This is a genomic window from Thermomonas fusca DSM 15424 (assembly GCF_000423885.1).
In the GTDB taxonomy this organism is placed as follows: domain Bacteria; phylum Pseudomonadota; class Gammaproteobacteria; order Xanthomonadales; family Xanthomonadaceae; genus Thermomonas; species Thermomonas fusca.
The window spans coordinates 26,205-50,365 of record NZ_AUIV01000023.1 but is presented as its reverse complement, the minus strand read 5'-3'; the positions used below and the strand labels follow the sequence as shown (position 1 = coordinate 50,365).

Below are 24,161 nucleotides of genomic sequence, written 5' to 3'. Positions count from 1 at the left end.
CAAGTCTCGGTCTTGAAAATCAATCACATAGGACGATTTCGGCCGGCATCGGCAACCGAATCGAGCGAAACGACCTAAGGGTCCACCAGCAGCGAGGTGATCAGGCGCGCGTGCCGCGCCACCTGCGCATCCTTGCGCAGCCGGCTGGCGGTGAAGACGCTGCACATCTCCGCCACCGCGACCTCGAACACCTCGTTGACGATCACGTAGTCGAATTCGCCGTAATGGCTCATTTCCTCGCGGGCGGCAGCCAGCCGGCGCTGGATGACCTCCTCGCTGTCCTGCCCGCGCTTGCGCATGCGCTCTTCCAGCGCGGCGCGCGAGGGCGGCAGGATGAACACGCTGACCGCGTCCGGCAACTGGGACCGGACCTGGCGCGCGCCCTGCCAGTCGATTTCCAGCAGCACGTCGTGGCCTGACGCCAGCTGCGGCTCCACCGACTGCCGCGCGGTGCCCTTCCAGTCGCCGTGGACGCGCGCGTGCTCGAAGAAGTCGCCGGCATCGACCATTGCCTCGAACTCCGCCGCGGTGACGAAGTTGTAGTGCTCGGCGTGGCGCTCGCCCGGCCGCGGCGCGCGGGAAGTGAACGAGATCGACAGCCGCAGGTTCGGGTCGCGCTTCAGCACCGCGTTGACGATGCTGGATTTGCCGGCGCCGGAGGGCGCGGCGACAATGTAGAGGGTTCCGCGCATGGGCCGTTACTCGATGTTCTGGATCTGCTCGCGGATCTGGTCGATCAGCACCTTCAGCTCGACCGCGGCGTTGCTGGTGCGCGCGTCGACCGATTTGCTGCCGAGCGTGTTCGCCTCGCGATTGAATTCCTGCAGCAGGAAATCCAGGCGCCGTCCGACCGGCTCCTTGCCGCCCTTGAGGATGCGGCGCAGTTCGACCAGATGGCTGTCGAGGCGGTCCAGCTCTTCGTCCACGTCGAGCTTCTGCAGCCAGATCACCAGCTCCTGCTCCAGCCGCCCCGGGTCGGCCGGCTGCGAGAGATCGGCCAGCCGCGTTTCCAGCTTGCTGCGCTGGCCGGCGCGGATCTGCGGCACCAGCGTGCGCACTTCGGCGGCGATCTTCGCGATCGCCTCGGCGCGCTCGCTGATCACCTGCGCCAGCTTGCCGCCCTCGCGTTCGCGCGCATCGGTGAAATCATCCAGTACCGCATCGAGCAGCGCCAATGCTTCGCGCTGCATCGCCTCGGCGTCGGCGTCGCGGCCGCGCAGCACGCCGGGGTATTGCAGCAGCTCGGTCAGGCTGGTCCGCAGTCCGGGAAACTTCGAGGCCAGCCCGAGGTTGAGCCGCGCCAATTCCTCGACCATCGCGTCATCGATATGCATGCCGGCATCGGACTGCGGCGCGCGCAGGCGCAGCACCAGATCAAGCTTGCCGCGCGACACGCGGGCGGACACGCGTTCACGCAGCGCGGCCTCGAACGCGCGCAGCTCGTCCGGCAGGCGCAGGGCAAGCTCGAGGAATCGGTGGTTCACCGCGCGCAGTTCGCCGGAAAGCACGCCCCATTCGGTGCTGCGCTCGCCGGCGGCGAAAGCGGTCATGCTGCGGATCATGCGGAATTCCAGGGCCTGCAAAGTGCGAATGGTAATCTAGCGCCCCATCGATTTCCGGTTTTCACCATGGCCTTTGCCCGTCCCAGCGGCCGCAGCGCGGACCAGTTGCGCGTCGTTTCCATCCAGCGCGGCTTCACCCGCCACGCCGAAGGCTCGGTGCTGGTGAGCTTCGGCGACACCCGCGTGCTGTGCACCGCCAGCGTGGAAAACAAGGTTCCGGGGTTCCTGCGCGGCAAGGGCGAAGGCTGGGTCACCGCCGAATACGGGATGCTGCCGCGCGCTACCCACACCCGCAGCGACCGCGAGGCCGCCCGCGGCAAGCAGGGCGGGCGCACGCTGGAGATCCAGCGCCTGATCGGTCGCAGCCTGCGCGCCTGCGTGGACCGCGCGCTGCTGGGCGAGCGCACCATCACCCTCGACTGCGACGTGCTGCAAGCCGACGGTGGCACCCGTACCGCCGCCATCACCGGCGCCTACGTGGCACTGGCGGATGCGGTGCAGGGCCTGATCGACCGACGCGACATCAAGCTGCCGGCCAGCGGCCGCACGCCGCTGGTGGGTGCAGTGGCGGCGGTGTCGGCCGGCATCTACCAGGGCGTGCCGGTGCTCGACCTCGACTACACCGAGGACAGCGGCTGCGACACCGACATGAATGTGGTGATGAACGATGGCGGCGGCTTCATCGAGCTGCAGGGTACCGCCGAAGGCCTTGCCTTCCGCCGCGACGAACTGGACGCGCTGCTGGCACTGGCCGAGAAGGGCTGCGCCGAACTGTTCGCCGCGCAGCGGGCAGCGCTGGGGCTGGCGTGAAGCCGGCCGTCCGATGAAGCTTGTTCTCGCCAGCGGCAACGCCGGCAAGCTGGCCGAACTGCGCGAGCTGCTCGGCGAAGGTTTCGAGCTGCACGCGCAGTCCGAATTCGGTGTGGGCGACGCCGATGAAACCGGCCTGAGTTTCATCGAGAACGCCATTCTCAAGGCTCGCCACGCCGCTCACGCCACCGGCTTGCCGGCGCTGGGCGACGACTCCGGGCTGTGCGTCGATGCGCTGCGCGGCGCGCCCGGACTGTATTCGGCGCGCTACGCCGGTCGCCACGGCGACAGCGAAGCGAACATCGACAAGCTGCTGCGCGAACTCGACAGCGTAGCCGGCGCGGATCGCGGCGCGCGCTTCGTCTGCGTGCTGGCGCTGGTGCGCCACGCCGACGACCCGATGCCGCTGGTCGCCGAGGGCAGCTGGGAAGGTCGCATCCTGCAGGCGCGCAGCGGCCGCGGCGGCTTTGGCTACGACCCGGTGTTCTTCTCGCCGGCGCACGGCTGCAGCGCGGCCGAGCTGCCGGCCGAGGTGAAGAACCGCGACAGCCATCGCGGCGTGGCGCTGGCGCAGCTGCGCACGAAGTTGCGACGCACCTGATGCTCACGCCCCCGCCTCTCGCTCTTTACGTGCACCTGCCCTGGTGCGTGCGCAAATGTCCGTACTGCGACTTCAATTCGCATGCGGCGAAAGGCGCGCTGCCGCTGGATGCCTACATCGACGCGCTGGTGGCCGACCTCGACTTCGACCTGCCGCTGGCCTGGGGCCGCATCGTCCACAGCGTGTTCTTCGGCGGCGGCACGCCCTCGCTGTTCCCGCCGGAGGCGATCGACCGCTTCCTGCAGCAGGCCAGCGCGCGGCTGCGCTTTGCCCCGGACGTGGAAATCACCCTCGAGACCAACCCGGGCACGGTGGAACACGGCCCGTTTGCCGGCTATCGCGCCGCCGGGGTCAACCGCCTGAGCTTCGGCGTGCAGAGCTTTGACGACGGCTGCCTGCAGCGACTCGGCCGCATCCACAGCAGCGGCGACGCCGAGCGCGCGGTGAAGTCGGCGCAGGATGCGGGCTTCGACAACTTCAACCTCGACCTGATGTACGCGCTGCCGCAGCAGACGCTGGCGATGGCGCTGGACGACGTCGAGCGCGCCGTCGCACTGGCGCCGACCCATATCAGCCATTACCAGCTGACCCTGGAGCCGAACACCGTGTTCGCCGCGCGGGTGCCGGCCGGCATCCCCGACGAGGATTCCGCCTGGGACATGCAGGAGGCCTGCCAGGCGCGCCTGGCCGATGCCGGTTTCGCCCAGTACGAGATCAGCGCCTACGCACGCGAAGGCCGCCAGTGCCGGCACAACCTCAACTACTGGCGCTTCGGCGACTACCTCGGCATCGGCGCCGGCGCCCACGGCAAGCTGACGCTCGGCGCCACCCAGCAGGTGCTGCGGCGCTGGAAGCTCAAGCATCCCACCGACTACCTGGCCAAGGCCGGCACTGCCGCGGCGATCGGTGGCGACGAATACCTGGCCGCGCAGCGGCTGCCGTTCGACTTCATGCTCAACGCGCTGCGCCTGAACGAAGGCGTGCCGATGACGATGTTCGAAGCGCGCACGGGGCTGCCCGCCGCCGCCATCGCCGAGCGGGTGGCGCTGGCGCGCGCGCGCGGATGGCTGGAACCGGACGCCGACTGGCTGCGTCCGACCGAGCTGGGGCGGCGCTTCGCCAACGACGTGATCGGGCTGTTCCTGGACTGAACCGAGGCAAAACCTGCACGGCCGGCCGCGCGCGCTTTGGCCCGCGTGATTGAGGCGGCGACGGTTGCCGCATACCATGCACCGATTGCCAAAGCGCCAAGGGGGGCGCCGACGCGCCGTGTCCTCGACCGCACCCACAAGCAATGCGCCGCCCTCGCTGGCCAGCGCCCGCCTGCCGCGACGTACCCGTCAGGCGCTGGAACACCTGCTGGCGGATCTGCGCCCGGTGTTCGCCCAGCTGCTGCCGCGGGTCCTGCACGAAACCGAGCTTGCGCTGGCGCGCACCACCGCCGGCAGCGATCCCGCGCTGGAGCAGGCGAAGCTGGCTTCCATGCGCAGCCTCGGCGGCGGCGCTGCCTTCCTTGTCCGCGGCTTCCTTGCCAGCGTCGAGGCCTCGCTGGCCAGCCTGCAGGACGCGCGTCGCGACTACGGCGACGACAGCCACGACGCGGGTGCGCCGCCGATCCTGACCCTGAGCCTGCTGGAAGAGGAAGGGATCAGCGACGAATTCGTGCTCGACACCATGGCCAGCCGGATCGAGGCGCGCAACAGCCTGGGGCTGCAGCTGCTGGGCCAACGCTTCGGCGTGCTGGCCGCCGCGCCGGCGTTCGACGGCGAAACCCTGCCGCTGGCACCGCGCGCCCTGTGCGCGGCACTGGCGCAGTCCGCCGATCAGCTCAAGCTCTCGCGCTACGCGCGCATGCAGTTGTTCCAGCAGTTCGAAAAAGCGTTGATGGATGCCTATCCGGACCTGCTTGAAGGATTCAACCAGCGCCTGATCGACGATGGCATCCTGCCGTTCCTGAGCTTCGTGCCGATGCGGGTGCGCGCCGGATCGACAAGCGCCGCCTACGATGCCGCCAGCGCCGAGGCCGGCCATGCAGCACCCGGCGGCCCCCAGCCGGGTGGATGGTCCACGCCCGGGGACGCCGCACAGTCTACCGTCGCCGCCGGTTTCGCCGCGCTGCAGTCGCTGCTGCAGCAGCGGCGTGGGCTGCTCAGCAAGCTGCGCCCCGGCAAGCGCGACGAGCGCACGCTGGATGCGTTGCCGAACGACGAACTGCTGGCCACCCTGCAGCGCATGCGCGCCAGCACCGAGAAGGCGGACACGCTGGCCGACTACCGCCGCATCCTGCTGGCGCAGGCACGGCAAGCGCATGGCCACGGCGTCGCACTGTCCGATGTCGACAACGACGCCTTCGACCTGCTGGGCCTGTTCATGGGCCAGCTGCAGCGCGAGCTGCGCAAGACCAGCCCCGGCGAAGCGATGCTCGACCGGCTGCGGCTGCCGCTGACCCAACTGGCACTGCGTGACCAGGGGTTCTTCACCGACGCCGCCCACCCCGCCCGCCAGCTGGTCGATGCCATTTCGCTGGCCGGCGCGCAGTGGCTGGCGGACGACGACCTCGACGCGCAGTGGCTGGGTCTGCTGCAGCGCGCCGCCTCGCATGTGCAGCAGGATGCCGGCGGCACCAGCGAATCGTTCGCCGAGGCCAACCGCACCCTGCAATCGGGATTGCAGGCGCTGGATCGCAAGGCGGAGATGGCCGAACGCCGGCAGGTGGAAGCCGCGCGCGGGCGCGAGAAGCTGGAAGTGGCGCGACAGCGCGCCAACCAGGAAATCACCCGCCTGCTCGACGGCCGCAGCCTGCCGCGCTTCCACGCGACACTGCTGGAAAAGACCTGGACCGACGTCCTGTCGCTGACCCACCTACGCAGCGGCGAGCAATCGGATGCTTGGCGGCAGCTGCTCGATATCACCGCGCGCATCGTCGACGCCGGCGCCGGGGCGGCCGCGCCGCCCGGCGACACGACGTTCGTGGAGCAGATCCGCGCTGCCCTGGAACAGGTCGGCTACCACCCCGACGACGCCACCACGATCGCTACGCAGCTGGCCAACGGCCAGGGCAGCGACAACGACCAGGCCTCCCGCACCGAACTGCTGGTACAGCTGCGCGCGCGCGGTCGCCTGGGCGAGGACAGTGCCGGCGCGGACACCATTGCGCCCTCCACTCCGCGAACCCCGGAAGAGCAAGCCGCCTACGCGCGCCTGCGGTCGCTATCGCTGCCGGTGTGGGTGGAGATCGACGACGAAGGCCAGGACGGCCCGCAGCGGCGCCGGCTGGCCTGGATCAGCGAACACACCGACCAGGCGCTGCTGGTCAACCGGCGCGGGCTGCGGGCCGGCAATGACAACCTCGACAGCCTGGCCCGCAAGCTGGCGGCCGGCCGGCTGCGCCTGCTGGAACGGCACGCGGCGCCCGCCACCGCGGCCTGGGACGCCACCCTGAGCAGCCTGCAGCGGATCGCGCCGGGCGCAGACGCGCTTAGCAAGGGAGCCGGCCATGAGCCATGATCCGCGCCGCCGCCAGCCACGCAGGGCGGTACCGGGCCGGGTGGAAGTCATTGACACCATCCTCGAAGAGCCGGTCGGCTACCTCGGCAATCTCTCGGTGGGCGGCATGCTGATGATGGCCAACCGCAGCCTGCCGGACGACGCGCTGTTCCAGCTCCGCTTCAACCTGCCCGACGGGGTCGGCGCGGCGCAACCCATTGAAGTCGGCGCGCATGTCCTCTGGCAGGACAAGGCCGGTGCGCCGGGGCAGTCGTGGATCGGCCTGCGTTTCCTCGGGCTGTCGCCGGACGCCACCGTCCGCCTTCGCGCATGGGCGGCGCAGGCGGAGGACTGAGCCTGCGGGGCGTGCGCGGATGCGCGACAATCGGGGCATCCCCCACCGCCGCGCATCCGCCATGTCGAACGCACTCCTTTCGTCCCTGTATCCGCAGCACCTCGCCACCCTGCAGGCACGCGCCGCCGAGGCGCTGCGCCGGGGCGGCTTCGACCATCTGCTCATCCCCAGCGGCACGCTGCACTACCAGGCCTTCGACGACCGCGATTACCCCTATGCGGTGAACCCGCAGTTCAAGGCCTGGCTGCCGTTGACGCAGGCGCCGGGCAGCTGGCTGCTGGTCACGCCGGGACAGCGGCCGAAGCTGGTGTTCCTGCAGCCGCACGATTATTGGCACGTGGTGCCGGAGATGCCCAGCGGCTATTGGGTGGAACACTTCGACATCGAGGTAATCCGCAGCGCAGACGAAGTCACGCGATTGCTGCCGAGCGTGTTCCGCTGCGCGATCCTCGGCGAGGCGCAAAGCGCGCTGGGCAGCTACGTGCCGAACAACCCGGAACCGGTGCTGCAGTACCTGGAATACCACCGCGCGTTCAAGACGCCCTACGAGATCGAGATGATGCGCCGCGCCAGCCGGATAGGGGCCCGCGCGCACCGCGCCGCCGAACGCGCGTTCCGCGCCGGCAGCAGCGAATTCGGCATCCACCTTGCCTACTGCCAGATCGCCGGACAGGACGCCAACGACCTGCCCTACGGCAACATCATCGCGCTCAATGAACATGGCGCGGTACTGCACTACACGCATCGCGACCGCCTGCCGCCGACGCCGGTGCGCAGCTTCCTGATCGATGCCGGCGCCAGCTTCGGCGGCTACGCCAGCGACATCACCCGCACCTATTCCGCGGCCGACGACGAGTTCGCGGCGATGATCCGCGCCGTCGACGCCGCGCAACTGGCGCTGTGCGACCAGGTCCGCGCCGGCACCAACTACGCGCGCATCCATCTCGACGCCCATCTGCGCCTGGCCGGCGTGCTGCGCGAGTTCGGCGTGCTCCGGACCACGCCGGAAGACGCCCTCGCCAGCGGCGTGAGCAGCGCGTTCTTCCCGCACGGCATCGGCCACGGCATCGGCCTGCAGGTGCACGACGTGGCCGGCTTCGCCGCCTCCGACGCCGGCGGCAGCATCGCCAAGCCGGAAGGCCATCCCTACCTGCGCCTGACCCGCACCCTGGAACCGGGCATGGTGGTGACCATCGAGCCCGGCATCTACTTCATCGACATGCTGCTGGACGAGCTGAAGCAGAAGGGCCTGGGCGATGCGGTGGACTGGCAGCGAGTGGAAATGTTCAAACCCTATGGCGGCATCCGCATCGAGGATGACGTGGTCTGCACCGACGGCGAGCCGATCAACCTGACCCGCGAGGCGTTTGCGCAAGGCTGAGCGGCCGTCGCCAGAAAAATCGACGGCGCTGCCGGGCGGGGGCGCAGTCGCGCGCCATGGATGGGGCGCAGTCGCGAATCGTAGCCGGATGCGGAGCCTGAGCGGCGATTGCGCCCCCACCCGCCCGGCAGCGCCGCCAAACTACTTCGCCATCAACGCTTCCACCTCGTCCGCGCTGCGCTCCAGCGCGCCGGTCAGCACGCGGTGGCCGTCGCGGGTGATCAGCACATCGTCCTCGATGCGGATGCCGATGCCGCGCCACTTCGGCGCCACGGCCGTATCGTCCGGCGGGATGTAGAGCCCCGGTTCGATGGTGAACACCATCCCCGGCTCCAGCAGCCGCGAGGCGCCATCCAGGCGGTATTCGCCGACATCGTGCACGTCCAGACCCAGCCAGTGCCCGGTCTTGTGGCGGTAAAAGCGCTTGTAGTCGCCGTTGGCCAGCACTGCCTCCAGGCTGCCCTGCAGCAATCCCAGCGACAGCAAACCTTCCGCCAGCGTTGCCACCGCGGCGTCGTGCCCCGCCTCGTAGGGCACGCCGGGGCGCGCCTGCGCCAGCGCCGCGGCCTGCGCGCGGCAGACCAGATCGTGCAGCGCGCGCTGCTGGCGGTTGAAGCGCCCGTCCACCGGGAAGCTGCGGGTGATGTCGGCCGCGTAGCCGCGGTATTCGGCGCCGGCATCCACCAGCACCAGCTCGCCGGCACGCGCCTTCGCACTGTTGGCGCGGTAGTGCAGCACGCAACCGTTGGCACCGGCGCCGACAATGCTGGCGTAGGCGGGCTGCGCGCCGTGCCGGCGGAACACGCATTCCAGCTCCGCCTGCAGTTCGTATTCGTGGATGCCGGCGCGGGCAGCGCGCATCGCCGCGCGGTGCGCTTCCACGCTGATGTCGGCGGCGCGCTGCATCAGCGCGATTTCGTCGGCGGACTTGAACAGCCGCATCTCGTCCAGCAGGTGGCCGAGCTCGAGGAATTCCTGCGGCGGCTGCGCGCCCTGCCGGGCCTGCGCACGCACGCGGTTGATCCAGCCGATCAGCTTGAGGTCGAAGTCGGCATCGCGGCCAAGGTGGTAGTGCACGCGGCGTCGGCCTTCCAGCAGGCCCGGCAGGATCTCGTCGATGTCCGACACCGGATAGGCGTCGTCCATTCCCAGCACGTCCACCGCGCCATCCGGGCCCAGCCGCGGGCCGTCCCAGCCTTCGCGCTCGGGATCGCGCTCGCGGCAGAACAGGATCGCCTCGCCGTGTTTGCGGCCGGGCACCAGCACCAGCACCGCGTCAGGCTCGTCGCAGCCGGTCAGGTACCAGAAGTCGGAATCCTGCCGGTAGGGATAGTGGGTATCACGGCTGCGGATGCGCTCCGGCGCGGCCGGCAGCACCAGGATCGCGCCATCGCCGGCCGCCTGCATCAGCTGCCGGCGGCGGCGCGCCAGCGCCTTGCGCCAGTGGGCGGTCAGCGGCTGCATGGGTGGTCAGTGCAGGCGCTGGCGGTGCTGCATCCCCAGCGCGCAGTCCGCGTGCAGCAGCAATACCGCCATCCGCAGGTATTCCTCGATCTCGGCCAGCGCTTCCTCGTCGCTGCCGTCGTCGGCCTCGTCGATCTGTGCAGCGCCGAGGTTGGCGAGGTCGCGCAGCGCTTCCTGCCCCTCTTCCGACATCGGCTTGCCGTCCAGGGCCAGCCCGAACCCGCCAAGGAAGGCGCGGCACCAGGCGAACAGCGCCGCGGCGCGGTCGATCGGCTTGCCGTCCTCGGGCAGCAGCAGCTGAAACCCGAATTCCGGATCACCCAGCTGCGCCGCGCTGGTGCCACGCAAGCGGTCCAACGCATCGCCCGGCTGCGGCGCCGGCAGGGCCGGATCGGCCATCACCAGCGCGAGCCAGCCCGCGGCATCCGCGCCACCGGCCGACAGCCAGCCGCACAGGGCGCCGTGCAGTTCAGCCGGACTGCTGGCCAGCTCAAGGCGGTCGGCTGCGGCTGCCACTTCGGCCCAGACCGGCAACTCGGTTTCGCTCACGCGGGATTCTCGAATTCGGGGGATTCCGGCAGTTTAGCAACCGCACGCCGCTTGTTGCCGCTGCGCGGGCATGCCTACACTTCGCCGATGGGGGATCGCGTCGTTCCGGCAAAACTGGGCCTTGCCTGCGGCGCACTGCTGCTGCCCCTGCCTGCCTTCGCGATGGAGGGTGGATTGTCGGCGGGGACGTCGCTGGCCCTGCTGCTGTCGCTGCTGGTGTTGCTGTTGGCATGGCTGGCGCTGGCCAGCCACCGCCGCCGCGAACGCGAACAGCGCGCCCACCAGCGCGAACAGGAGGAACGCGCGCAGCAGTGGCGGCTGTCGCTGTGGGCCTCGAACGAGGTGTTCTGGCAGTACGACCTGCGCAGCCGCGAATTGGAGGTCACCCGCGTCACCCCGGACGGCGACCACCGCCTGGCCATGCAGGCCAGTATCGAGCGCAGCCCGAAATTTCACGACGACGACCGCAAGGGCGTGCTGCGCCAGCTGCGTGCCTACCTGCGCGGGGAAGCGCCGGTGTTCCTGTCGGAACACCGGATGCTGGGCGAGGACGGACGCTGGCAATGGATGCGAGTGCGCGGCCGCGCGGTCGCCCACGCCGCCGATGGCCGGGCCTCGCGCATCGCCGGCACCGCGCGCGATATCGATTCGCTGCGCGAGATGGAGAACCAGCGCCAGGTCGCCGCCGAGGTGATGCGCTGCATGGCCGAGTCGGTGGCGGTGCTGGATGCCGACTTCCGTTTCGTTGCGGTCAACCCCGCGTTCAGCCGCATGACCGGTTACGAGGAAGCGGAAGTGCTGGGCCGCGACACCAGCCTGCTCGACGGTGACCGCCACGAACCGGCGTTCTACCAGGACGCGCGTCGCGCCATCCGCACGCAGGATGGCTGGAACGGCGAGATGTGGCAGCGGCGCAAGGACGGCAGCGACTTCCTGTGCGCGATGCAGTGCAGCCCGCTGCATGAGCCCATCACCCAGCGACAGCTGTACGTGCTGGTTGCGAGCGACATCAGTGAGCGCCGCCGGATCGAGCAGGAACTGCGCTACCTGGCCAACTACGACCCGCTGACCAACCTGCCCAATCGCATCCTGCTGGCCGAACGCCTGTCGCGCGCGATCGTGCAGGCGCGGCGCCAGGGCAATCGGCTGGCGCTGCTGTTCCTCGATCTGGACAACTTCAAGGACGTCAACGATTCGCTGGGCCATGCCACCGGCGACCGGGTGCTGCGCGCGGCCGCCCAGCGCCTGCAGGAAGTGGCGGGCGCGGAGCGCACCGTCGCCCGCATCAGCGGCGACGAATTCGCGGTGGTGCTGGAGAGCCTCGCCCATCCTTCCGAGGCCGACCACTGCGCGCAGCGCATCATCACCGCGTTCGACGCGCCGCTGCGGCTCGACGACCGCTACGAATTCACCATCTCGCCGTCGATCGGGATCAGCCTGTTCCCCGACCACGCGCAGGTGCCCACCGACCTGCTGAAACACGCCGATACCGCCATGTACAAGGCCAAGGGCATCGGCAAGCGCGCGTTCCTGCGCTACGCGGACGCGATGGACGGCGACATCCGCCGCCGCGCCAACCTGATCGGCGCCTTGCGCAGGGCGATCGAACGCGGCGAATTGTCGCTGGTCTACCAGCCGGAGCTGCTGCTGGCCGATGGCCGCTTCGGCGCGGTCGAGGCGCTGCTGCGCTGGAACAGTCCCGAATACGGCAACGTCACGCCCGACGAGTTCATTCCGCTGGCGGAGGAGAGCGGCACCATCGTGCAGATCGGCGAATGGGTGCTGCACGAAGCCTGCCGCACGCTGGCGGCCTGGCAGCGTGCCGGGGTCGACCGGCGGCTGAAGGTATCGGTCAACGTTTCCGCGCTGCAGCTGCTGCGCAGCGACCTGCCGGGCGCGGTCGAAGCGGCCCTGCGCGACAGCGGCCTGGCCGCATCCGCGCTGGAGCTGGAACTCACCGAAAGCGTGTTGATGGGCAATGCCGAGGTCGCCAGCGAGCGCCTGCACGCCTTCCGACGCCTCGGCGTGTCCATCGCGGTGGACGACTTCGGCACCGGCTACTCTTCGCTGGCCTACCTGCACCGCCTGCCGATCAACACCCTGAAGATCGACAAGGCGTTCATCGACGGACTGGCGACGCCCGACGACCACGAGGACGCCACCATCACCGCCACCATCATCGCGATGGCCCGCACGCTGGGCCTGCAGGTGGTGGCGGAAGGCGTGGAAACCGAAGGCCAGCTGGCGTTCCTGGAACAGAGCGCATGCGACATCGCGCAGGGCTACTGGATTTCCCGCCCGCTGCCCGAAGACGCCTGCCTGGACTTCCTGCTGCGCGCGCAGGCGCGCGCCGGCACGCGGCTTGACCCCGGCACGGTGCCTGCCTAAGGTGCGCGAATGAGCGAACGCGACCCGCAAGCCGAACTGCACAAACTGCTGGCGCGGATCGACCTGATCGGCGCCCGCATGCAGCGCCTGCAGGAGGAAAACCGCAGCCTGCGCCAGCAGGTGGAACAGATGGCGGGCGAACGCGCCCAGCTGCTGTCCAAGCAGGAGCAGGCGCGCAGCCGGGTGGAAGCGATGATCGGGCGGCTGAAGTCGCTGGAGCAGCACACATGAACGAGCCGGTCAGCGTCCGCATCCTCGACCGCGAATACACCGTCGGCGTCAGCGACGAAGAACGCGCCGGGCTGGCCTCGGCCGCGCGCATGCTGGACGCGCGCATGCGCGAGTTGCGCGGCGGCAACCGGATGGTCGCGCCTGAACGGCTGGCGGTGCTGACCGCGCTGAACCTCGCCCACGAGCTGCAGCAGCACGCGAGCAAGGCCACGCCCGCCGCGGCCGGCGGCGATGCGCTGGGCCTGATCGACGAGGCCAACCGCAAGCTGGACGCGCTGCTGGCGCAAAACTGAACCCGCCCCGCCGCGCCGCCGCGAACCGCTTCATCGCCGCGCCGAACCGCTATACTGGCCGCGTCCTCTGCTGTGAGCGACGGCGTGCGCAACATTCGCCTTGTCCCTTAATGACGACCACGGGGACGCAACGGTAACCGGGAGTGCAAGTCCGCCCCGAGCGGGAAGCCCGATGGCCGCCGAGCGTTCCCACTTGAACCCCGGGTTCAAGGTCGTTTCGCATGCATCGCCACAGCGGAGACATTTTCCCCACGTCTCCCTTCCGCAGCCGGCCGTCCCCGCGTGAGCCCGCCCATCGACCGCGCCGCACTGCGCAAGACACTGCGCGAACGTCGCCGCAGCCTCTCCCCGCAGCAGCGCATCGCCGCCGCGGAGTCACTGGCGGAGCGCGTACTCGGCCTGCCGTTCCTGCCCGCTGCCGGCTACCTCGCCGGCTATTGGGCGATGGATGGCGAGATCGGCCTGCACGCGCTGCAGCTGCGCCTGCCGGCGTCGCTGATCTACTGCCTGCCGCTGCTGCACGAGGACGGCAGCCTGCGTTTCGCGCCCTGGCGCGCGGGCGATGCGCTGGTCACCAACCGCTACGGCATCCCCGAACCGGATGTCACTCCTGCCGGCGCGCTGCGCGCACAGGACATGGCGGTGCTGGTGATGCCGCTGGTCGGCTTCGATGCCGACTGCCACCGGCTGGGCATGGGCGGTGGTTGGTACGACCGCAGCCTGGCCTTCCGCCATGAACGCCCTGCCCCACCGTGGCTGGTCGGCGCGGCGTTCGCCGCCCAGCGCGTGGACGCCCTGCCGCGGGAAGCCTGGGACGTGCGCCTGGACGCGGTCTGTTGCGAAGACGACACCCTGCTCGCCCACCCTGCCGGACAGGAGCCCGCATGAGCACGCGCAAGCGCTACTGGATGATGAAGTCGGAGCCCGATGCGTTTTCCATCGACGACCTGGAACGGGTCAGCACCGAACCGTGGAACGGCGTGCGCAATTACCAGGCACGCAACTTCATGCGCGACGGCATGCGGGTGGGCGACGGCGTGATGATCTACCACAGCAACTGCAAGGTGCCGGGCATCGCCGGCCTCGCCACCGTCGCCAGCGCCGCCTATCCGGACAGCACCCAGTTGGATCCCAAGTCGCACTACTTCGACCCCAAGGCCACCCCGGAAACGCCGCGCTGGTTCCTGGTCGACGTCGCCTTCGAGCGCAAGCTCAAGCGGCTGATCCCGCTGGAGGAAATCAAGCAGCAAACCGACGAACTTGGCGAAGGCTTCGCGCTGACCGCCAAGGGCAGCCGGCTGTCGGTGTTCCCGGTGACCGCCGCGCAGTGGAAGCTGCTGCTTTCCCTCGAATAGCGCCATCCCCCGCGCCCACCGCATACCCCTCTTTCCGCAGGAACCGCCATGTCCGAAGCCAAGAAACTCGCCGCCGAAAAAGCCATCGAATACGTCGAGGACGGCATGATCGTCGGCGTCGGCACCGGCTCCACCGTCGCCTATTTCATCGACGCGCTGGCGGCGTGGAAGGACCGCATCAAGGGCACGGTGTCCAGCTCCGAACAGAGCACCGCGCGGCTGAAGTCGCACGGCATCGAGGTGATCGACCTCAACGCCGCAGGCCCCCTGTCGCTGTACGTCGACGGCGCTGACGAATGCGACCCGCGCAAGCACCTTATCAAGGGCGGCGGCGCCGCGCTCACCCGCGAGAAGATCATCGCCGAAGCCAGCGCGAAGTTCGTCTGCATCGTCGACTCCAGCAAGCAGGTGGACGTGCTGGGCCGGTTCCCGCTGCCGGTGGAAGTGATCCCGATGGCGCGCAGTCTGGTGGCGCGCGAGATCGTGCGCCTGACCGGCGGCCAGCCGGTGTGGCGCGACGGCGTCACCACCGACAACGGCAACGTCATCCTCGACGTGCACAACCTGGCCATCACTGATCCGGTGGCGATGGAGCGCGAGCTCAACCAGATCCCCGGCGTGGTCGCGGTGGGCCTGTTCGCGCGCCGCCCGGCCGACGTGGTGATCGTCGGCGGGCAGCCGCCGCGGGTGTTCTGAGGCGGGGCGTCACGCCCCTTCCAGCAGTTCCCGGTTGCGCACCGCGCCCTTGTCGGCGCTGGTCGCCAGCAGCGCATACGCCTTCAACGCCACGCTGACCTTGCGCGCGCGCGGCTGCGCGGGCTTCCAGCCCCGCGCGTCCTGCTCCGCGCGGCGCGTTGCAAGCTCGCCTTCATCGACGCGCAATTCGATGGAACGTTGCGGAATGTCGATGCGGATGCGGTCGCCGTCGCGAACCAGTCCGATGGTCCCGCCCGCCGCCGCTTCCGGCGACACGTGGCCGATCGAGAGGCCCGAGGTTCCGCCGGAGAAACGTCCGTCGGTGAGCAGCGCGCAGGCCTTGCCGAGCCCTTTCGATTTCAGGTAGCTGGTCGGGTACAGCATCTCCTGCATGCCCGGCCCGCCCTTCGGGCCTTCGTAGCGGATCACCACCACGTCGCCGGCCTGTACCTCGTCGCCGAGGATACCGGCCACCGCCGCGTCCTGGCTTTCATAGACGCGCGCGCGGCCCTCGAACACGTGGATGGACTCGTCCACGCCGGCGGTCTTCACCACGCAGCCATCCATCGCGAGGTTGCCGTACAGCACGGCGAGTCCGCCCTCCTGCGAATAGGCATGCGCCACGTCGCGGATGCAGCCTTCGGATCGATCCAGGTCCAACGTGGGCCAGCGGGTGGACTGGCTGAAGGCGACCTGGGTCGGGATGCCGGCCGGGCCGGCGCGATAGAACGTGCGCACCGCCTCGTCATCGACCGTGGCGATGTCCCATTGCGCGATCGCCTCGCCCAGCGTTTTCGCATGCACGGTCGGCACGTCGGCATGCAGCAGCCCACCGCGGGCCAGCTCGCCGAGGATCGCCATGATCCCGCCGGCGCGATGCACGTCCTCGACGTGGTACTTCGGCGAATTCGGCGCCACCTTGCACAGCTGAGGAATGCGCCGCGAGAGTCGGTCGATGTCGCGCAGGTCGAAGGCGACGCCCGCTTCCTGCGCGGCGGCAAGCAGGTGCAGGATGGTGTTGGTGGAACCGCCCATCGCGATGTCCAGCGCCATCGCGTTCTCGAACGCCTCGAACGTCGCGATCCCGCGCGGCAGCGCGCTGGCATCCTCGCCGCCGTACCAGCGATGGCAGAGTTCGACGATGAGGCGGCCGGCGCGCTTGAACAGTGCTTCGCGATCGGCGTGGGTGGCCAGCGTGGTGCCGTTGCCGGGCAGCGACAGGCCCAGCGCTTCGGTCAGGCAGTTCATCGAATTGGCGGTGAACATGCCGCTGCACGAACCGCAGGTCGGGCAGGCGCTGCGCTCCACCGCGGCGACCTGCTCGTCGCTCACCGCCGCATCGGCGGCCATCACCATCGCATCGACCAGATCCAGCTTCTGTTCGGCCGCGCTGCCATCGGCAAGCCGGGTCTTGCCCGCTTCCATCGGCCCGCCGGACACGAACACCGTGGGGATGTTCAGCCGCAGCGCGGCCATCAGCATGCCGGGGGTGATCTTGTCGCAGTTGCTGATGCACACCAGCGCATCGGCGCAGTGCGCATTCGCCATGTACTCCACCGAATCGGCGATCACTTCGCGCGAGGGCAGCGAATACAGCATGCCGTCGTGTCCCATCGCGATGCCGTCGTCGACTGCAATCGTGTTGAACTCCTTGGCGACGCCGCCGGCAACCTCGACTTCGCGCGCGACCAGCTGACCCATGTCCTTCAGGTGCACGTGGCCGGGCACGAACTGGGTGAAGGAATTGGCGATGGCGACGATGGGTTTGTGGAAGTCGTCGTCGCGCATGCCGGTGGCGCGCCACAGCGCGCGGGCGCCGGCCATGTTGCGGCCGTGGGTGGAGGTTTTTGAGCGGTAGTCGGGCATCTTGGAAAATCCGTGGGCGGCGTTCACGCGCTGCAGGCCTTGATCCTGCTGCATTTGCGCGGTTTCCGCTGCAACTTTCGCTCATGCGAAAACGGCATGGGCACGACGGTTGACAGCAGCGTCGAAAGCATGTTTATCTGAAAACATGTTGCAGCGCCACATGCCACCGCCGACCCCGATGACCGCCTCGAAGGCGGCGTCCATCCTCGTCCTCGTACTTATTAGCTCGCCCACAGGTGCGGGACGATCCGGCGTGTAAGAAAAGCAGCAAACCAACGCCCGAATCGCAAAACCCCGCACCGCAAGGTGCGGGGTTTTTCGTTTTGGCCCGCGCAAAACCTTCCCAACAGGAACCACCGCAATGACCAGCAGCAAACCCCGCATCGCCATCATCGGCTACGGCAGCCAGGGCCGCGCGCACGCGCTCAACCTGCGCGACTCCAGCTTCGACGTCACCATCGGCCTGCGCCCGGGCGGCCCGACCGAGTTCAAGGCGAAGGCCGACGGCTTCACGGTGAAGACCCCCGCCGAGGCGGTGAAGGGCGCGCAGATCGTTGCCGTGCTCACCCCCGACATGGTGCAGCCGCAGCTGTATGGCGAAGTCCTCGAGCCGAACATGGACCCGGGCGCCTGCCTGCTGTTCGCCCACGGCTTCAACGTCCACTACGGCCAGATCACCCCGCGCGACGACCTCGACGTGGTGCTGGTCGCACCCAAGGGCCCGGGTGCGCTGGTGCGTCGCGAGTACGAGATCGGCCGCGGCGTGCCGTCGGTGTACGCGGTGCACCAGGACCGCAGCGGCCACGCCGAGCAGCTGGCGATGACCTATTGCGCCGGCATCGGCGGCGCGCGCCAGAACGCGATCAGGACCACCTTCAAGGAGGAAACCGAAACCGACCTGTTCGGCGAGCAGGCGGTGCTGTGCGGCGGCGCCACGCGGCTGGTGCAGGCGGGCTGGGAAACGCTGGTGGAAGCCGGCTACCAGCCCGAGGTGGCCTACTACGAATGCCTGCACGAGCTGAAGCTGATCGTCGATCTGTTCTACGAAGGCGGCATCACCCGCATGCACGAGTTCATCAGCGAAACCGCGCAGTACGGCGCGCTGACCCGCGGCGACTACGTGGTGGATGCCAACACCCGCGCGCAGATGAAGAAGGTGCTGGCGGAAATCCAGGACGGCACCTTCGCCCGCCAGTGGATCGCCGAATACGCGGCCGGCAATGCCAACTACAAGGCGCTGAAGCAGGCCGACCTGGAGCATCCGATCGAGGCCATCGGCAAGAAGCTGCGCGCCAACATGCAGTGGCTGGCCAACGCGCCGCAGCCGGCCGCCAAGCAAGCCGAGGCCGCGTGATGAACGGCGCCCGCTGGTTGGCGCAGGCGCTGGTGGCCGAAGGCGTGGACACGCTGTTCGGCTATCCGGGCGGCGCGATCATGCCGTTCTACGACGCCCTGCACGATACCCCGAGGCTGCGCCACGTGCTGCCCCGCCACGAGCAGGGCGCGGCGTTCGCGGCGAACGGGTACGCGCGGGCCAGCGGGCGCGTCGGCGTATGCGTGGCCACCTCCGGCCCCGGCGCGTCCAACCTGGTCACGGGGATCGCGGATGCGATGCTGGACTCGGTGCCGATGGTGGTCATCACCGGACAGGTGCCCACCCACCTGATGGGCACCGACGCGTTCCAGGAGCTGGACGTGTTCGGGATGACCATGCCGATGGTGAAACACAGCTTCATCGCCCGCCGCGTCGAGGACCTGCCGACGATGCTGGGCGAAGCGTTCCGGCTGGCGCGCAGCGGTCGCCCCGGCCCGGTGCTGATCGACCTGCCGAAGGACGTGCAGATCGCCAACGCCGCGCAGCTGCCGGCGCATGTGTCGTCCGGCACCGATGCACCGGAAGCGCCAACCGACGCCTCGCTGCACGCCGCGCTGGCGCTGATCGCGCAGGCGCAGCGGCCGGTGCTGTACGCCGGCGGCGGGATTGCGCTGGGCGAGGCCGTGCCGGCGTTCCGCACCTTCGTCGATGCAACCCAGATCCCGGCCGTGCTGACCCTGAAGGGCCTCGGCGCACTGCCCACGCAGCACCCGCTCAACCTTGGCATGCTGGGCATGCACGGCAGCCGCGCCGCCAACCTGGCCGTGCAGGAGGCCGACCTGCTGATCGTGGTTGGCGCACGCTTCGACGACCGCGCCACCGGCAAGCTGGCCGAGTTCGCGCCGCACGCGCGCGTCGTCCACATGGACATCGACGCCTGCGAAATCGGCAAGCTGCGTCATGCCGATGCCGGCGTGCGCGGCGACATCGCCACCACCCTGACCCGGTTGACCCTCGCCTGCGCTGCCCACCTGCATGGCCGCCACGGCGCGGCGCGCAAGGCCTGGCGTGCGCAGTGCAAACAGCGCGCACAGCAGTTCGCCGCGCGCTACGACGCGCCGGGCAGCGGCGTGTATGCGCCGGCGCTGCTGAAGCGACTGTCGGAGCTGGCGCCGGATGCGACGGTCGCTTGCGACGTCGGCCAACACCAGATGTGGGTGGCGCAGCACTGGCGGATGGACCATCCGCGCAAGCACCTGACCTCCGGCGGCCTCGGCGCGATGGGTTTCGGCCTGCCGGCAGCGCTGGGCGCGCAGGAAGCCAGGCCCGAGACGCGGGTGGTCTGCGTCAGCGGCGACGGCTCGATCATGATGAACATCCAGGAGCTGGCGACGCTGCGGCGCTACCGCTCGCCGGTGAAGATCGTGCTGCTGGACAACCAGGCGCTGGGCATGGTCCGGCAGTGGCAGGAACTGTTCTTCGAGCAGCGCTATTCCGAGATCGACCTGTCCGACAACCCGGACTTCGCCGCGATCGCCGCCGCCTTCGGCATCACCGCCCTGCACGTGGACCGCGCCGACGGCGTCGACGCCGCGCTGCAGGCGCTGCTGGATGCCGACGGCCCGGCGCTGCTGCACGTGGCCATCGACACCGCCGCCAACGTCTGGCCGCTGGTGCCGCCCAACCGCAACAACGCGCAGCAGATGCTCGATCCCGCCCACGACGACGCGGTGGCCAGCACCGCACGCACGCCCTCGGAGACGCCCCATGCGCTACCGGCTTGAACTCACCCTGCGCCGTGCCGAGGGCGCACTGGCCCGCGTGCTGGGCACCACCGAGCGCCGCGGTTTCCAACCGGTCAGCGTCGATGGCGAAACCCAGGACGACGGCGATCACTGGCAGCTGCGCATGACCGTGGAAGGCAGCCGCGAACCGGAAAGCCTGCAGCACCAGCTGGCCAGGCTGTACGACTGCCTGGCGGTGGAAGTACGCGAAGCATGAGCGCGGACGTAGCCACCCTGCACGCCCCCACCGCCAGCGACGTGCTGGCGGCGCAGGCGCGGCTGCGCCGCTATCTCAGCCCGACGCCGTTGCACTACGCCGAGCGTTCCGGCTGCTGGCTGAAGCTGGAAAACCTGCAGCGCACCGGTTCGTACAAGGTGCGCGGCGCGATGAACGCGCTGCTGGCGGCGCGCGAACGCGGCGATCTGCGTCCCACCATCACCGCCTCCGCTGGCAACCACGCGCAGGGCCTGGCCTGGGCCGCCTACCGGCTGGGCATGCAGGCGATCACGGTGATGCCGAAGAGCGCGCCGGCCACCAAGATCGCCGGCGTCTCCCACTGGGGCGCCACCGTGCGGCTGCACGGCGACAGCTACGACGAAGCCAGGGCCTTCGCCGCCGAGCTGGCCGCGCAGCACGGCTACCGGCTGCTGTCCGCGTTCGACGATCCCGACGTGATCGCCGGCCAGGGCACGGTGGGGCTGGAAATCGCCATCGCGCTTTCCCCTGACGTGGTGATCGTGCCGATCGGCGGCGGCGGGCTGGCGGCGGGCGTTGCGCTGGCGCTGAAGGCGCAGGGCGTGCGGGTGATCGGCGCGCAGGTGGAGGGCGTCGATGCAATGGCGCGCGCGCTGCGCGGCGACGACCGGATCATCGAACCGGTGGCAACGCTCGCCGACGGGGTGAAGGTGAAGATCCCGGGTGCGCTGACCCGCCGCGTGCTGGCGGAGCTGCTGGACGACGTGGTCATCGTGCGCGAGGCCGAGCTGCGCGAGACGCTGGTGCGCCTGGCGCTGGAGGAACACCTAATCGCCGAGGGCGCGGGCGCGCTGGCGCTGGCCGCGGGCAAGCGCGTCGCGGCCAGGCGCAAGTGCGCGGTGGTCTCCGGCGGCAATCTCGATGCAGCGGTGCTGGCGGGGCTGCTGCAGGACGTGCGGCCACGCCCGCCGCGCAAACCGCGGCAGCGCAGGCAGGAGCGACTTATGCCGCCGGCAGCCTCCACGCCCCCGCGTGCTGCCGGCCCGCTCCCAGCCGTCGCCATTCCCGTGCCGCGCAGCGCGCGCACCGAACCCGCACCCGAGACCAGCTACGCATGAACGCAAGCACCAACGCCGCCGCCGCGGAACACGCATCTCCCGATCGTGTCGTCATCTTCGACACCACCCTGCGCGATGGCGAACAGTCACCGGGCTTCACCATGAGCAGCCTGCAGAAGATCGCCTTCGCCCACGCACTGGCCGATCTCGGCGTGGACGTGATCGAGGCCGGCTTCCCCAACAGCTCGCCGGCCGACTTCGGCGCCGTGCAGGCCATCGCACGCAATGTGCGCGGCGCCGCAATCGCCGGGCTGGCACGCTGCCACGCCGGCGACATCGAAGCCTGCGCACGCGCGCTGGATGCCGCCGCCGCACCGCGCATCCACGTGTTCATTTCCACCAGCCCGCTGCACCGCGAACACAAGCTGTCGATGTCGAAGCAGCAGGTGATCGAACGCGCGGTGATGGGCGTCGAGCTGGCGCTCCGGCACGTCGATGACGTGGAGTTTTCCGCGGAGGACGCCTTCCGCACCGAGCGCGACTTCCTGGTCGAGGTGTTCGAAGCGGCGATCGCCGCCGGCGCGCGCACCGTCAACGTGCCGGACACCGTGGGTTACGCCACGCCGGAGGAAATCCGCGAGCTGTTCCGTTTCCTGCGCACCAACGTGAAGGGCGCCAACGGCGTCGTGTTCAGCGCACACTGCCACAACGACCTGGGCCTGGCCGTGGCCAACTCGCTGGCCGCCATCGAGGGCGGCGCGCGGCAGGTGGAATGCACCATCAACGGCATCGGCGAGCGTGCCGGCAACGCCGCGCTGGAAGAACTGGTGATGGCGATGAAGGTGCGCCGGGGCTGGTACGGCGCGGATACCCGCATCGCCACCCCGAAGCTGCTGGACACCTCGCGCCTGCTGTCGCGCATCACCGGCATCCAGGTACAGCGCAACAAGGCCATCGTCGGCCTGAACGCGTTCGCGCACGAGTCCGGCATCCACCAGCACGGCATGCTGAAGAACCGCGACACCTACGAGATCATGCGCCCGCAGGACGTGGGCTGGCCGGATTCACAGCTGGTGCTGGGCCGCCACAGCGGGCGCGCGGCGGTAGCCGACCGCCTGCGCGCGCTGGGCCATGTGCTGGACGATGTGCAGCTGGACCGGGTGATCGCCGATGCCAAGGCGCTGACCCAGACCCAGCACGTGATCGGCGATGCCGACCTGCTGCAGCTGGTCGAAGGCGAACGCTTCGGCCCCGGTTGGCGCATCGCCGCGATGCACCTGACCGACGAAGGCCAGCACACCCGCGCGCAGGTGGAACTGTCCGATCCCGACGGCAGCCAGGTACGCCAGGACGCCCATGGCGACGGCCCCATCGCCGCGCTGTTCGCCGCGCTGGCGCAGGCGACGGGCGTCGATTTCGCACTGGAGAGCTACGAAGTGCACAGCATGGGCATCGGCCGTGACGCCCGCGGCGAAGCCAACCTGAGCACGCGCATCGACGGCGAGACGCTCAGCGGCCAAGGCACCAGCCGCGACGTGCTTGAAGCCAGCGCGATCGCCTGGCTCGACGTCGCCAACCGCGTGCTGCGCACTCAGGCCACGCAACCCGTGGCGATCCCCGCCTGACCCTACTCCCCCCAAGGAACCGCACACATGCACGCCAACATCGTCGTACTGCCGGGTGACGGCATCGGCCCCGAAGTCACCGCCGCCGCCGTTGCCGTCCTGCGCGCGGTGGCCGCGCGCTATGGCCACGACTTCGACTTCAGCGAACACCTGATAGGCGGCGCCGCCATCGACGCCAGCGGCAGCGCGCTGCCTGCGGAAACGCTGGCCGCGGCGCGCTCCGCCGACGCCATCCTGCTGGGCGCGGTGGGCGGCCCAAAATGGTCGGATCCCAGCGCCAAAGTGCGCCCGGAACAGGGGCTGCTGGCGATCCGCAAGGCGCTGGGCCTGTACGCCAACCTGCGCCCGGTCAAGCCGCACGCGGCCACGCTCGGCGCCTCGCCGATCAAGCCCCACCTTCTGCAGGGCGTGGACCTGATCGTGGTGCGCGAACTGACTGGCGGCATCTACTTCGGCGACAAGACTCGCGGCGACGGCGATGCGTCCGATCTGTGCCGCTACAGCGTCGCCGAGATCGAACGGGTGGTGCGCCATGCCGCCGCGCTGGCACGCGCGCGCAGCGGCAGGCTGACCTCGGTGGACAAGGCCAACGTGCTGGAAACCTCGCGGTTGTGGCGCGACGTCACGACGCGCATCGTGGGCGAGGAGTTTCCCGACGTGCAGCTGGAGCACCAGCTGGTCGATTCGATGGCGATGCACCTGCTGGCGCGGCCGCGTTCGTTCGACGTGATCGTCACCGAGAACATGTTCGGCGACATCCTCACCGACGAAGCCGCGATGCTGGCCGGGTCGCTGGGCCTGCTGCCCAGCGCCTCGCTGGGTGAGGGTCGCGGCGGCATCTTCGAACCGATCCACGGCAGCGCGCCGGACATTGCCGGAAAGGGCATCGCCAATCCCTATGCCGCGATCCTCAGCGCGGCGATGCTGCTGCGCCACGCGCTGGAGCTGGAGGGCGAGGCGCAGTGCGTGGAGCTGGCGGTGTCGCAGGCACTCGACGCCGGGGTCCTCACCGCCGACCTGACCTCCGACCGCGCGCGCGCCGTCGGCACCCGCGCCGTCACCGACGCGGTGCTGGAGCAACTGGAGCTGCCCTGCCATGTGATGGAACTGCGCGACTGACAGACTGCGGCGCAAGCCGGGCAATGC

The 24,161-nt window shown here is 69.6% G+C and carries 24 protein-coding genes and 1 other RNA gene; 19 read left to right on the top strand and 6 right to left on the bottom strand.

The genetic code is table 11. The features are described 5' to 3' along the window. Nucleotides 1-74 precede the first annotated feature (74 nt). Nucleotides 75-692: a guanylate kinase gene (gene gmk / locus G582_RS0110510; protein WP_028839807.1), complete on the bottom strand. Its 618-nt coding sequence runs from the start codon at nucleotides 690-692 to the stop codon at nucleotides 75-77. 6 nt (nucleotides 693-698) lie between these two features. Further along, nucleotides 699-1,562 carry a YicC/YloC family endoribonuclease gene (locus G582_RS0110505; protein ID WP_028839806.1) on the bottom strand — a complete coding sequence of 288 codons (864 nt, stop codon included), beginning with the start codon at nucleotides 1,560-1,562 and terminating at the stop codon, nucleotides 699-701. A gap of 66 nt (nucleotides 1,563-1,628) precedes the next feature. Here G582_RS0110505 and rph point away from each other — a divergent pair, with 66 nt between their 5' ends. From rph to pepQ, 6 genes are all read left to right on the top strand, one after another. Continuing rightward, nucleotides 1,629-2,372 carry a ribonuclease PH gene (rph, locus tag G582_RS0110500; protein ID WP_028839805.1) on the top strand — a complete coding sequence of 248 codons (744 nt, stop codon included), beginning with the start codon at nucleotides 1,629-1,631 and terminating at the stop codon, nucleotides 2,370-2,372. 13 nt (nucleotides 2,373-2,385) lie between these two features. After that, a complete protein-coding gene (gene rdgB / locus G582_RS0110495; RefSeq protein ID WP_028839804.1) occupies nucleotides 2,386-2,973 on the top strand; it encodes an RdgB/HAM1 family non-canonical purine NTP pyrophosphatase in 588 nt (195 codons plus the stop codon). Next, entirely contained in the window at nucleotides 2,973-4,124 is a 1,152-nt protein-coding gene (hemW, locus tag G582_RS0110490) for a radical SAM family heme chaperone HemW (protein ID WP_028839803.1), read from the top strand. Before rdgB ends, hemW begins: the two co-directional genes overlap by 1 nt. A 118-nt stretch (nucleotides 4,125-4,242) precedes the next feature. Beyond that, entirely contained in the window at nucleotides 4,243-6,480 is a 2,238-nt protein-coding gene (locus G582_RS16265; RefSeq protein WP_051247129.1) for a DUF1631 family protein, read from the top strand. Beyond that, nucleotides 6,470-6,814 (top strand): PilZ domain-containing protein, encoded by a 345-nt coding sequence (locus tag G582_RS0110480; protein ID WP_028839802.1) that lies wholly within the window; start codon nucleotides 6,470-6,472, stop codon nucleotides 6,812-6,814. Before G582_RS16265 ends, G582_RS0110480 begins: the two co-directional genes overlap by 11 nt. A gap of 61 nt (nucleotides 6,815-6,875) precedes the next feature. After that, on the top strand, nucleotides 6,876-8,195 hold the full coding sequence (gene pepQ / locus G582_RS0110475; RefSeq protein ID WP_028839801.1) for a Xaa-Pro dipeptidase: 1,320 nt from the start codon (nucleotides 6,876-6,878) through the stop codon (nucleotides 8,193-8,195). Nucleotides 8,196-8,336: 141 nt separating this feature from the next. On the opposite strand, the gene G582_RS0110470 is transcribed toward pepQ, so the two are convergent. Continuing rightward, nucleotides 8,337-9,659, bottom strand: a complete 1,323-nt coding sequence (locus G582_RS0110470; RefSeq protein ID WP_028839800.1) for an aminopeptidase P N-terminal domain-containing protein — start codon at nucleotides 9,657-9,659, stop codon at nucleotides 8,337-8,339. Between the two features lie 6 nt (nucleotides 9,660-9,665). Further along, nucleotides 9,666-10,208, bottom strand: coding sequence for a UPF0149 family protein (locus tag G582_RS0110465; protein WP_051247127.1), 543 nt, complete (start codon nucleotides 10,206-10,208; stop codon nucleotides 9,666-9,668). Between the two features lie 87 nt (nucleotides 10,209-10,295). On the opposite strand from G582_RS0110465, the gene G582_RS16260 reads away from it, so the two are divergent. The 7 genes from G582_RS16260 to rpiA all read left to right on the top strand — a co-directional run bounded on the left by G582_RS16260 (nucleotide 10,296) and on the right by rpiA (nucleotide 15,171). Beyond that, on the top strand, nucleotides 10,296-12,596 hold the full coding sequence (locus tag G582_RS16260) for a putative bifunctional diguanylate cyclase/phosphodiesterase (protein WP_248642762.1): 2,301 nt from the start codon (nucleotides 10,296-10,298) through the stop codon (nucleotides 12,594-12,596). 9 nt (nucleotides 12,597-12,605) lie between these two features. Continuing rightward, a complete protein-coding gene (locus G582_RS0110455) occupies nucleotides 12,606-12,827 on the top strand; it encodes a TIGR02449 family protein (RefSeq protein ID WP_028839798.1) in 222 nt (73 codons plus the stop codon). Continuing rightward, nucleotides 12,824-13,120 carry a cell division protein ZapA gene (locus G582_RS0110450; RefSeq protein WP_028839797.1) on the top strand — a complete coding sequence of 99 codons (297 nt, stop codon included), beginning with the start codon at nucleotides 12,824-12,826 and terminating at the stop codon, nucleotides 13,118-13,120. The genes G582_RS0110455 and G582_RS0110450 overlap by 4 nt, the downstream gene beginning before the upstream one ends. A 61-nt stretch (nucleotides 13,121-13,181) precedes the next feature. Next, nucleotides 13,182-13,365: non-coding RNA, 6S RNA (ssrS, locus tag G582_RS17560), on the top strand. Nucleotides 13,366-13,402: 37 nt separating this feature from the next. Beyond that, the gene (locus tag G582_RS0110445; protein ID WP_028839796.1) at nucleotides 13,403-14,008 is read left to right on the top strand and encodes a 5-formyltetrahydrofolate cyclo-ligase; all 606 of its coding nucleotides are present in this window, start codon (nucleotides 13,403-13,405) and stop codon (nucleotides 14,006-14,008) included. Then, nucleotides 14,005-14,475 carry an EVE domain-containing protein gene (locus G582_RS0110440; protein ID WP_028839795.1) on the top strand — a complete coding sequence of 157 codons (471 nt, stop codon included), beginning with the start codon at nucleotides 14,005-14,007 and terminating at the stop codon, nucleotides 14,473-14,475. Before G582_RS0110445 ends, G582_RS0110440 begins: the two co-directional genes overlap by 4 nt. Nucleotides 14,476-14,523: 48 nt before the next feature. Next, the gene (rpiA, locus tag G582_RS0110435; protein ID WP_028839794.1) at nucleotides 14,524-15,171 is read left to right on the top strand and encodes a ribose-5-phosphate isomerase RpiA; all 648 of its coding nucleotides are present in this window, start codon (nucleotides 14,524-14,526) and stop codon (nucleotides 15,169-15,171) included. Nucleotides 15,172-15,180: 9 nt separating this feature from the next. Here rpiA and ilvD read toward each other — a convergent pair whose 3' ends face one another. Both ilvD and G582_RS18560 read right to left on the bottom strand, forming a co-directional pair. Further along, entirely contained in the window at nucleotides 15,181-17,037 is a 1,857-nt protein-coding gene (gene ilvD, locus G582_RS0110430) for a dihydroxy-acid dehydratase (protein ID WP_028839793.1), read from the bottom strand. 81 nt (nucleotides 17,038-17,118) lie between these two features. Next, nucleotides 17,119-17,241, bottom strand: a complete 123-nt coding sequence (locus tag G582_RS18560) for a hypothetical protein (protein WP_282705142.1) — start codon at nucleotides 17,239-17,241, stop codon at nucleotides 17,119-17,121. A gap of 157 nt (nucleotides 17,242-17,398) precedes the next feature. Here G582_RS18560 and ilvC point away from each other — a divergent pair, with 157 nt between their 5' ends. Genes ilvC through leuB form a run of 6 tightly spaced genes read left to right on the top strand, consistent with a single transcriptional unit; the run spans nucleotide 17,399 to nucleotide 24,134 of the window. Next, nucleotides 17,399-18,391 carry a ketol-acid reductoisomerase gene (gene ilvC / locus G582_RS0110425; protein WP_028839792.1) on the top strand — a complete coding sequence of 331 codons (993 nt, stop codon included), beginning with the start codon at nucleotides 17,399-17,401 and terminating at the stop codon, nucleotides 18,389-18,391. Beyond that, nucleotides 18,391-20,136 (top strand): acetolactate synthase 2 catalytic subunit, encoded by a 1,746-nt coding sequence (gene ilvG, locus G582_RS0110420; protein ID WP_038053759.1) that lies wholly within the window; start codon nucleotides 18,391-18,393, stop codon nucleotides 20,134-20,136. The genes ilvC and ilvG overlap by 1 nt, the downstream gene beginning before the upstream one ends. Beyond that, on the top strand, nucleotides 20,120-20,353 hold the full coding sequence (locus tag G582_RS0110415) for an ACT domain-containing protein (protein ID WP_028839790.1): 234 nt from the start codon (nucleotides 20,120-20,122) through the stop codon (nucleotides 20,351-20,353). The genes ilvG and G582_RS0110415 overlap by 17 nt, the downstream gene beginning before the upstream one ends. Further along, complete coding sequence (locus tag G582_RS0110410) at nucleotides 20,350-21,450, top strand: threonine dehydratase (RefSeq protein ID WP_028839789.1); 1,101 nt, start codon at nucleotides 20,350-20,352, stop codon at nucleotides 21,448-21,450. Before G582_RS0110415 ends, G582_RS0110410 begins: the two co-directional genes overlap by 4 nt. Beyond that, the gene (locus G582_RS0110405) at nucleotides 21,447-23,015 is read left to right on the top strand and encodes a 2-isopropylmalate synthase (RefSeq protein WP_028839788.1); all 1,569 of its coding nucleotides are present in this window, start codon (nucleotides 21,447-21,449) and stop codon (nucleotides 23,013-23,015) included. The genes G582_RS0110410 and G582_RS0110405 overlap by 4 nt, the downstream gene beginning before the upstream one ends. A 27-nt stretch (nucleotides 23,016-23,042) precedes the next feature. After that, nucleotides 23,043-24,134, top strand: a complete 1,092-nt coding sequence (gene leuB / locus G582_RS0110400) for a 3-isopropylmalate dehydrogenase (protein ID WP_028839787.1) — start codon at nucleotides 23,043-23,045, stop codon at nucleotides 24,132-24,134. Nucleotides 24,135-24,161 lie beyond the last annotated feature (27 nt).

What these genes read in the sequence shown, in the direction of transcription:
- rpiA (WP_028839794.1), top strand. Translation starts at nt 14,524, where the DNA reads ATGTCCGAAGCCAAGAAACTCGCCGCCGAAAAAGCCATCGAATACGTC.
- rdgB (WP_028839804.1), top strand. Translation starts at nt 2,386, where the DNA reads ATGAAGCTTGTTCTCGCCAGCGGCAACGCCGGCAAGCTGGCCGAACTG.
- G582_RS0110470 (WP_028839800.1), bottom strand. Translation starts at nt 9,659, where the DNA reads ATGCAGCCGCTGACCGCCCACTGGCGCAAGGCGCTGGCGCGCCGCCGC.
- ilvC (WP_028839792.1), top strand. Translation starts at nt 17,399, where the DNA reads ATGACCAGCAGCAAACCCCGCATCGCCATCATCGGCTACGGCAGCCAG.
- G582_RS0110410 (WP_028839789.1), top strand. Translation starts at nt 20,350, where the DNA reads ATGAGCGCGGACGTAGCCACCCTGCACGCCCCCACCGCCAGCGACGTG.
- G582_RS0110405 (WP_028839788.1), top strand. Translation starts at nt 21,447, where the DNA reads ATGAACGCAAGCACCAACGCCGCCGCCGCGGAACACGCATCTCCCGAT.
- G582_RS0110505 (WP_028839806.1), bottom strand. Translation starts at nt 1,562, where the DNA reads ATGATCCGCAGCATGACCGCTTTCGCCGCCGGCGAGCGCAGCACCGAA.
- pepQ (WP_028839801.1), top strand. Translation starts at nt 6,876, where the DNA reads ATGTCGAACGCACTCCTTTCGTCCCTGTATCCGCAGCACCTCGCCACC.
- rph (WP_028839805.1), top strand. Translation starts at nt 1,629, where the DNA reads ATGGCCTTTGCCCGTCCCAGCGGCCGCAGCGCGGACCAGTTGCGCGTC.
- G582_RS0110455 (WP_028839798.1), top strand. Translation starts at nt 12,606, where the DNA reads ATGAGCGAACGCGACCCGCAAGCCGAACTGCACAAACTGCTGGCGCGG.
- ilvG (WP_038053759.1), top strand. Translation starts at nt 18,391, where the DNA reads ATGAACGGCGCCCGCTGGTTGGCGCAGGCGCTGGTGGCCGAAGGCGTG.
- G582_RS0110415 (WP_028839790.1), top strand. Translation starts at nt 20,120, where the DNA reads ATGCGCTACCGGCTTGAACTCACCCTGCGCCGTGCCGAGGGCGCACTG.
- G582_RS0110440 (WP_028839795.1), top strand. Translation starts at nt 14,005, where the DNA reads ATGAGCACGCGCAAGCGCTACTGGATGATGAAGTCGGAGCCCGATGCG.
- G582_RS0110480 (WP_028839802.1), top strand. Translation starts at nt 6,470, where the DNA reads ATGAGCCATGATCCGCGCCGCCGCCAGCCACGCAGGGCGGTACCGGGC.
- G582_RS16260 (WP_248642762.1), top strand. Translation starts at nt 10,296, where the DNA reads ATGGGGGATCGCGTCGTTCCGGCAAAACTGGGCCTTGCCTGCGGCGCA.
- ilvD (WP_028839793.1), bottom strand. Translation starts at nt 17,037, where the DNA reads ATGCCCGACTACCGCTCAAAAACCTCCACCCACGGCCGCAACATGGCC.
- G582_RS18560 (WP_282705142.1), bottom strand. Translation starts at nt 17,241, where the DNA reads ATGGACGCCGCCTTCGAGGCGGTCATCGGGGTCGGCGGTGGCATGTGG.
- hemW (WP_028839803.1), top strand. Translation starts at nt 2,973, where the DNA reads ATGCTCACGCCCCCGCCTCTCGCTCTTTACGTGCACCTGCCCTGGTGC.
- G582_RS0110450 (WP_028839797.1), top strand. Translation starts at nt 12,824, where the DNA reads ATGAACGAGCCGGTCAGCGTCCGCATCCTCGACCGCGAATACACCGTC.
- leuB (WP_028839787.1), top strand. Translation starts at nt 23,043, where the DNA reads ATGCACGCCAACATCGTCGTACTGCCGGGTGACGGCATCGGCCCCGAA.
- gmk (WP_028839807.1), bottom strand. Translation starts at nt 692, where the DNA reads ATGCGCGGAACCCTCTACATTGTCGCCGCGCCCTCCGGCGCCGGCAAA.